This window comes from Eudoraea sp. (assembly GCF_049665975.1).
GTDB lineage: Bacteria > Bacteroidota > Bacteroidia > Flavobacteriales > Flavobacteriaceae > Eudoraea.
In genome coordinates, this window is record NZ_JBATGR010000053.1 from 1 (window position 1) to 6,860 (window position 6,860).

At 35.4% G+C, this 6,860-nt stretch carries 5 protein-coding genes; 4 read left to right on the forward strand and 1 reads right to left on the reverse strand.

The window, feature by feature from the left end:
• The 3 genes from WBN20_RS02275 to WBN20_RS02285 all read left to right on the forward strand — a co-directional run.
• Nucleotides 1-1,349: glycosyltransferase family 2 protein (locus WBN20_RS02275; RefSeq protein ID WP_424280561.1), on the forward strand; the 1,349-nt coding region annotated here is incomplete at its 5' end.
• A gap of 4 nt (nucleotides 1,350-1,353) precedes the next feature.
• A complete protein-coding gene (locus WBN20_RS02280; RefSeq protein WP_424280562.1) occupies nucleotides 1,354-3,750 on the forward strand; it encodes a sulfatase-like hydrolase/transferase in 2,397 nt (798 codons plus the stop codon).
• Nucleotides 3,750-4,985, forward strand: coding sequence for a YaiO family outer membrane beta-barrel protein (locus WBN20_RS02285; RefSeq protein WP_424275103.1), 1,236 nt, complete (start codon nucleotides 3,750-3,752; stop codon nucleotides 4,983-4,985). Before WBN20_RS02280 ends, WBN20_RS02285 begins: the two co-directional genes overlap by 1 nt.
• A gap of 443 nt (nucleotides 4,986-5,428) precedes the next feature.
• On the opposite strand, the gene WBN20_RS02290 is transcribed toward WBN20_RS02285, so the two are convergent.
• Entirely contained in the window at nucleotides 5,429-6,292 is an 864-nt protein-coding gene (locus tag WBN20_RS02290; protein ID WP_424275102.1) for a sigma-70 family RNA polymerase sigma factor, read from the reverse strand.
• 203 nt (nucleotides 6,293-6,495) lie between these two features.
• On the opposite strand from WBN20_RS02290, the gene WBN20_RS02295 reads away from it, so the two are divergent.
• Nucleotides 6,496-6,860, forward strand: a 365-nt coding sequence (locus WBN20_RS02295) for a DUF6155 family protein (protein ID WP_424280563.1), incomplete at its 3' end; no start/stop codon positions are given.

Sequence of the window (6,860 nt, forward strand, 5' to 3'; positions counted from 1 at the left end):
TGTTTAGCATTATGGGATACCTGGCTACAAGAAATTCTATCCATTACAGAAATAAAAATAGCTTCGTTGACCTTTCTAAGATAATGGCTTCACCATTGGCACCAAGTATTACTATTATTGCTCCGGCCTTTAACGAGGGATTGACCATAGTTGAAAACATAAGGTCGCTTCTTTCCCTTCAATATGTGAATTATGAGGTAATGGTAGTTAATGATGGAAGCAAGGATGACACCTTAAAGAAAATGATAGACGCCTATGATCTGGAGAAAGTGGAACGAATAATAGATCCTGAATGGAGTTCAAAACCCATACGCGGAGTGTACAAATCTAGGCAGCGCTCCTTCTCAAAACTTACAGTTATTGATAAAGAAAATGGCGGTAAATCTGATGCCTTAAACACTGGCATACATCTTTCAGAAAATAAATATGTGGGCTGTATTGATGTGGATTGCCTTTTAAGGCCTGACGCTTTGTTGCATGTTGTAAAGTCATTTTATCAAAGAACTCAAAAAAGGGTAATTGCCGTTGGCGGTGTAATACGAGTAGCTAATTCCAGTAAAATTTCAGGGGGAACTCTTGAGGAGATACGACTACCAAAAAATTGGCTGGCCAGATTTCAATTATTGGAATATACCCGATCTTTTCTTTTAGGAAGAATGGCTTGGGGCCGTATAGATAGTCTTTTGATCATTTCTGGTGCTTTCGGATTCTTTGATCGGGAAATAGCCCTGGAAGTGGGTGGTTATGATACTAAAACTGTAGGCGAGGATATGGAAATTGTATTTAGAATGAGACGCCATATGCATGAACGCGAAATTCCCTATACGATTGAATATATCCCGGATCCACTTTGTTGGACTGAAGTTCCGGAAAGTTTTAAAATTCTAATAAATCAGCGGGATAGATGGGCACGCGGAAACCTGGAAACCCTGTTTGCACATAAGGATATGTTTTTTAACCCTAAGTTTGGCCGACTTGGAATGCTTAGTTATCCGTATTGGTTTTTCTATGAATGGCTGGCGCCAATTTTAGAATTTACAGGATTTTTCTCCGTTATTATATTTTACTATATGGGAATTTTAAATTTGGACTTTTTTCTTGCCATTACAATTACCGTCTATACATTTTCCATTATGTTCTCATTCTATGCAATTCTTTGGGATGTGTATTCTTATAATCAGTATACGAAGACAAAAGATATACTCATTCTTATGTTTTGTGCAATAATTGAACCATTTACATTTCACCCTTTAGTAGTTTGGTCTGCTATCAGAGGTAATTATAAAAAATTATTTAGAGTAAAATCCGGCTGGGGATCACAGGTACGTAAAGGATTTGCCAAAGTATAATAAAATGCAGATAATCACGAATACATCACGGAATGCCGGGCGAAAGACCTTAAGGGACTTTATACGTCTTATAATGGCCTTTTTTCTATGTTTGGTGGTATTGTCGCTTTATCAAAATATACGCCTCTATATGGCAGGTGTTCTTGATGGAGTATTGACTAAAAGTCTATTGCTTTTAGTTGTGCATCATTCCGGGTTTACAGCTATGATTAGCCTCTTTATGGCTTTCATCTTTAATTATTTAGAGTCTAAGAAACATTCTTTAGGATTTAAGGTGACATACATACTATTCATTGTTATTTTAATTATTGAAGGCTTATTGGTAGAGTTTTATGTGCGAAACTATGATATACTTGGTGCAGGGTTTTTAGAAGTCTATAATAGCAGGACATCAACATCTGCCTCAATGCTGTCTATTTTGCTTTTACTCCCGTTTATGGCAGGGCTTTTATATCTCTTTTATAAATTTACCGCTTCTGTATATGGTACCATTAGCCGAATGTTTCCACTAACTATTATTCTTTTTAGTTTATTTCTGGCCACCTTAACTTCTGATAAAAACCCAGTTAATGAAAATAAACTACAACACTTAGCATATAGTGTAGCTGATGAGGTTTTTGATTTTAATAAGTATGAAGGAGAAGCGGAGTACCCCTTATTACAAAGCTATGTTTCCAATAAAGGTCTTTCACCTTACTTTAATTTAAAGGATAAGAAGCCTAATTTAGTTTTTATAGTAGTAGAAGGGCTGGGGTCAGATTTTGTAGGTGATAAAGCCATATATCGTGGATTTACTCCTTTTTTAGATTCGCTTCAGGCTAAATCTATGTATTGGAACAATTATTTGAGTAATGCCGGAGAAAGCTATGCTGGATTGCCATGTTTATTAGGTTCTTTGCCGTTTGGTGAAAATGGTTTCACTAATTCTTCCGAATCTCCTGCCAGACAGACTATTTATGGTATCCTTAAAAAAAATAACTACACTACTTCTTTTAATTATGGTGGGAACAGTGCACTAAATCAATTAGACAAATTTCTCTATGAAGAAAGGGTTGATTTTATTTTGGACAGCAAAGGGTTTGGAAGCGAATATCTTAAACAAAATGAAGATGCGGCAGGAATATCCCTTGGGTATCCGGATAAAGAACTCTTTCAGAAATGGCAAAATGATCTCTATATCTCCAATAATCCAAGATTGGATGTCTTCTTTACCTTAAGCTCTAAAAAGCCCTTTCTTATCCCTGAAAAAGAAGTTTATATACGTAGGGTAGACAAAATATTGAGTGAAGAAAAAATGCAGTCAAGGCCTTCAAAGTTGGTAAAAAAGAATAAAGATGTTTTTGCCAGTATTATATACGCTGATAATGCTTTAAAATCATTTTTCTCGTCTTATGCCAGAAATGAGGATTACGCTAACACCATCTTTATTGTAACGGGAAGTCATAACCTTACAGATTTACCACTGGGAGATAATTTGGGCAGATACAGGGTACCTTTAATAATTTACAGTCCTTTATTAAAACAACCAGCAAGAATAACTTCTTTGGTATCCCACCTGGACGTTTCACCTGCAATCCTGGGGTTATTAGAATCGCGATATGATATAAAAATTCCATCTGAAGTTGCCTGGCTGGGGAATGGACTTGTTCATGATGGGGTATTTGACGCAACTAAAAAGATTCCTTTATTAAGACATAATAGCAATATTCAGGATTTTGTATATGGCAATCATTTTCTTTCGGGCAGTAATTTATTTGATCTTGATAGTGAACTGAAATTGATAGATCCTGATCCTTCAGTTTTAAAACAAGAAGTAAAAGAACATCATAAGTATTTCAAAGCGGTAAATAAATATGTAATGAATAATAACAAAATTATTCCTTCCTCATTAAACTTATTTGCTCAACTAAAAAGCAACCCTTCCAAAGAAGAGATGGTCTGGATAAATAGCGTTTTTAATGGTTCTGACTTTGACAATGCATACAATACAGCAAAAGAATTAGCTTTTAAAGGGGATACGCAACGCGCTCTTCTTTTGAGTGGATATATTTTATCTCGGGTGCCGGGCCATGCGGATACGGAAATATTAATGGGAAGAATTCATGCTTGGGAGGGTCGGTATGATACATCAATTGATATTCTGGAAAGGGCTATTCAAAAGTACCCCATATATGCTGATGGCTATGCTGCTTTGTTAGATGTCTTTTTCTGGTCAGATAATAACCATCGCGCTTTGACTCTTAAACGTTTGATAGAGAGGAATAACATTCAGAATAAAGAAGTACAAAACAAAATGAAGCGGGCTCTGAAGAAAATGGATGAAACCAAAGAACCTGAAAGCAATGAAAAAATATTAAAAAAATCAATTGATGAATCACCTCTAATTTCGAATAGGAACTAATGTTATATCGTATCATATATTTAGGTTTATTTCTGCTATTTTTCCTTCAAAAGGGCATAACACAGGAATTAGCATATCAGGGAAATCCGGACACTTCTTTCTTTGTTGCCAGGGATCTTGCTTTTGAAGGGAACCATAGTGTCGCCAGAGATACTTTAAGGCTAATTCTTTCCAGATATCCGGATTATACCGATGTCAGAAACCTTCTTGCTAAAACATACAGCTGGGATGGTAATCACAATGAGGCAAGGAAACATTTTAATAAAATAACTTCAGTAGAAAGACAGAATAAAGAAGTATGGATAGCTGCCGTCAAAAATGAAATTTATGCAGAGAATTATTCAATCGCCTTGGGTTTGGCAAACAAAGCGCTGATTTTTATAGAAGCTGATCCGGATTTACAAACAATGCGCCATGAAATTATAAATGAGATTAATAAAAAGCAAAATGCTTCTCAAAAGAGTACCGAAGAAGAATTAAAGGAAACAGAGGCTAAATCCTATAAGAACAGGCTAGGACTTGTTAATTCTCTTGATGTATTTGATGTAGTATATGACCCTATGATTTATGTAGGTGTAGAGTATATTCGCGAAACTGAGATAGGAAAAATAATCCCCAGGATAAACTTCAGTAACCGTTTTAATACAAATGGATTACAATATGAGGTGGATTTCTATCCCCAAATTTCAAAAACATTCTACGCCTATACCAATTATGGATATTCCAATACTAGAATTTTTCCAAACCATAGGGCAGGGGCTGAACTTTATGCTAATCTCCCAAAAGCGTTTGAGGTATCAGCGGGAATGCGGTATTTAGATTTTGTAACCAGCCAGGCAATTATTTATACCGGTTCTGTAGGGCTTTACAAAGGAAACTATTATTTTTCTTTGAGACCTTACATTACTCCAAGAACTGATGGGCCTATTGGTTTCTCCGGAAGTCTTTTAGCCCGAAAATATTTTAAGGACCGTGAAAATTATTTTGGTATAAACCTGATTATGGGTTATTCTCCAGAAATTAAGCAACTCATATCTGATAGTGATATAATCCTGGCCGAGACATTGCTTTTTGTAGAATCTCAGCAACTCCTTTTTGAATACCAGTTTACAGGTAAAAGTTTAACTAATAGCTACAGAGCTAGCTTTGGCATAACAAGGCAGGAATTGGTCTTTGATCCGGGTGAATTCTTTTTGGCGCTTACTGCCGGATTTAGATATCATACAAAGTTCTAATTTCTGGTATGACCTATTCAAATTGATAGTTTACAACAAAAAATAATGGCTTCACCACATTTAATTGGGTAATATTAATAGATTTTTTACGTTTACTATATGATTATTGTATCCCAAATCTCAATAATGTAAAAACCAATCTTACCATGTTATACGACACCTACGGGGAGGAGTATTTAAATTTCCTCCAAGATTTGAATGAAATTTTAAGTTTAAACGAATTAGCCGAATTGGACTATTTATAGACCCACTCGGCTTTTCATTTTTAAAAATTATAATTATGGCAAACCAGAATCAAGACAATACTGCGTATTTAAATTTCATTGAGGATCTTAATGAAATTCTAATAGATTACAATATCCACAAATTGAGTTGTACTTAACCGTTTTTATTTTATAGATTGTTATTAAAAAAGCCCGGGAGACCGGGCTTTAGTTTTGTATTTATCCCAAATACGTTTTTAGTAATTTGCTCCTGGAATTATGACGCAATTTTCGAATTGCCTTTTCCCGTATTTGTCTGACTCGCTCTCTGGTAAGATCAAATGTTTGTCCAATCTCCGCAAGAGTCATGGACTGCTGATCACCAATTCCATAATAAAGTTTAACGACATCTGCTTCCCTTGGGGACAAAGTCTCTAAGGCGCGGTTTATTTCTGTATTGAGCGATTGCTGCATCAGGTCTTTATCTGGTCTGGGTGACTCTCCCGATCGCATTACATCGTATAAATTAGAATCTTCGCCTTCTTTGAGAGGTGCATCCATAGACACATGTCTGCCAGAATTTTTAATAGACTGCCGTACTTCACTAACACTCATTTCCAATTCCGTAGCTATTTCCTCCGCAGAAGGAGGTCTTTCGTGTGCCTGTTCTAAATAGGAAAAAGTCTTTTTTATTTTATTTATAGATCCTATCTTGTTTAAAGGCAATCTAACCACTCTTGATTGCTCAGCCAATGCTTGTAGAATAGATTGGCGTATCCACCAAACCGCATACGAGATAAATTTAAACCCTCTTGTTTCATCAAATCTTTTGGCCGCCTTTACAAGACCTACATTACCTTCATTAATTAAATCGGGAAGTTTTAATCCCTGGTTTTGATATTGTTTTGCCACGGAAACTACGAATCTCAAATTGGCATTTGTTAATTTTTCAAGTGCAGCTTGGTCACCGGTCCGGATCTTCTGCGCTAATTCTACTTCTTCATTTGCCGTAATTAGTTCTATTTTACTAATATCTTGCAGGTATTTATCTAATGATTTCGATTCTCTATTAGTTACCTGCTTGATAATCTTAAGTTGCCTCATATATATTGTCTAGATTATTAGTTTATAATTTCTCAGTATAATGTTTTATTCTGTCTTTTCCAAAACATAACCACTATTGTTTTACATTAATTATGACAAAGCTCTATATCCGTTGAGGGCCTTATTTTTATGATATTTTAATACTATTTCATTCCACTTTATATGCTGATTAAAGTTAACAATACTATCTTTATAGCCATATAATGAGTAGACGAGCGCTTAAAAAGTATTTGACGGGTCTTAAAAAGCCGGAATTAGAAGAGCAAATGGTTGATTTATATGACCGTTTTCCGGCTGTTAAACAATACTATGATTTTGTTTTTAATCCCAGAGAAGATAAATGGGTACAGGAGGCTAAAGTAAAAATCTCCAATGAGTACTTTCCTCTTAAAAGAAAAAAAGCACGGGCCAGAAGGTCTGTTGCACAAAAGTATATAAAACAGTTTTTGAAATTGGGCATGGCTCCATATCTTATAGCAGATGTTATGCTCTATAATCTTGAAGTAGCACAATCGTTTTCACGAGAACGCAACGTGCCTGATTCGTTTTATAAAAGCATGCTTAATTC

Excerpts from the sequence above, each read along its gene's own strand:
- WBN20_RS02290 (WP_424275102.1), bottom strand. The coding sequence starts at position 6,292 with ATGAGGCAACTTAAGATTATCAAGCAGGTAACTAATAGAGAATCGAAA.
- WBN20_RS02280 (WP_424280562.1), top strand. The coding sequence starts at position 1,354 with ATGCAGATAATCACGAATACATCACGGAATGCCGGGCGAAAGACCTTA.
- WBN20_RS02285 (WP_424275103.1), top strand. The coding sequence starts at position 3,750 with ATGTTATATCGTATCATATATTTAGGTTTATTTCTGCTATTTTTCCTT.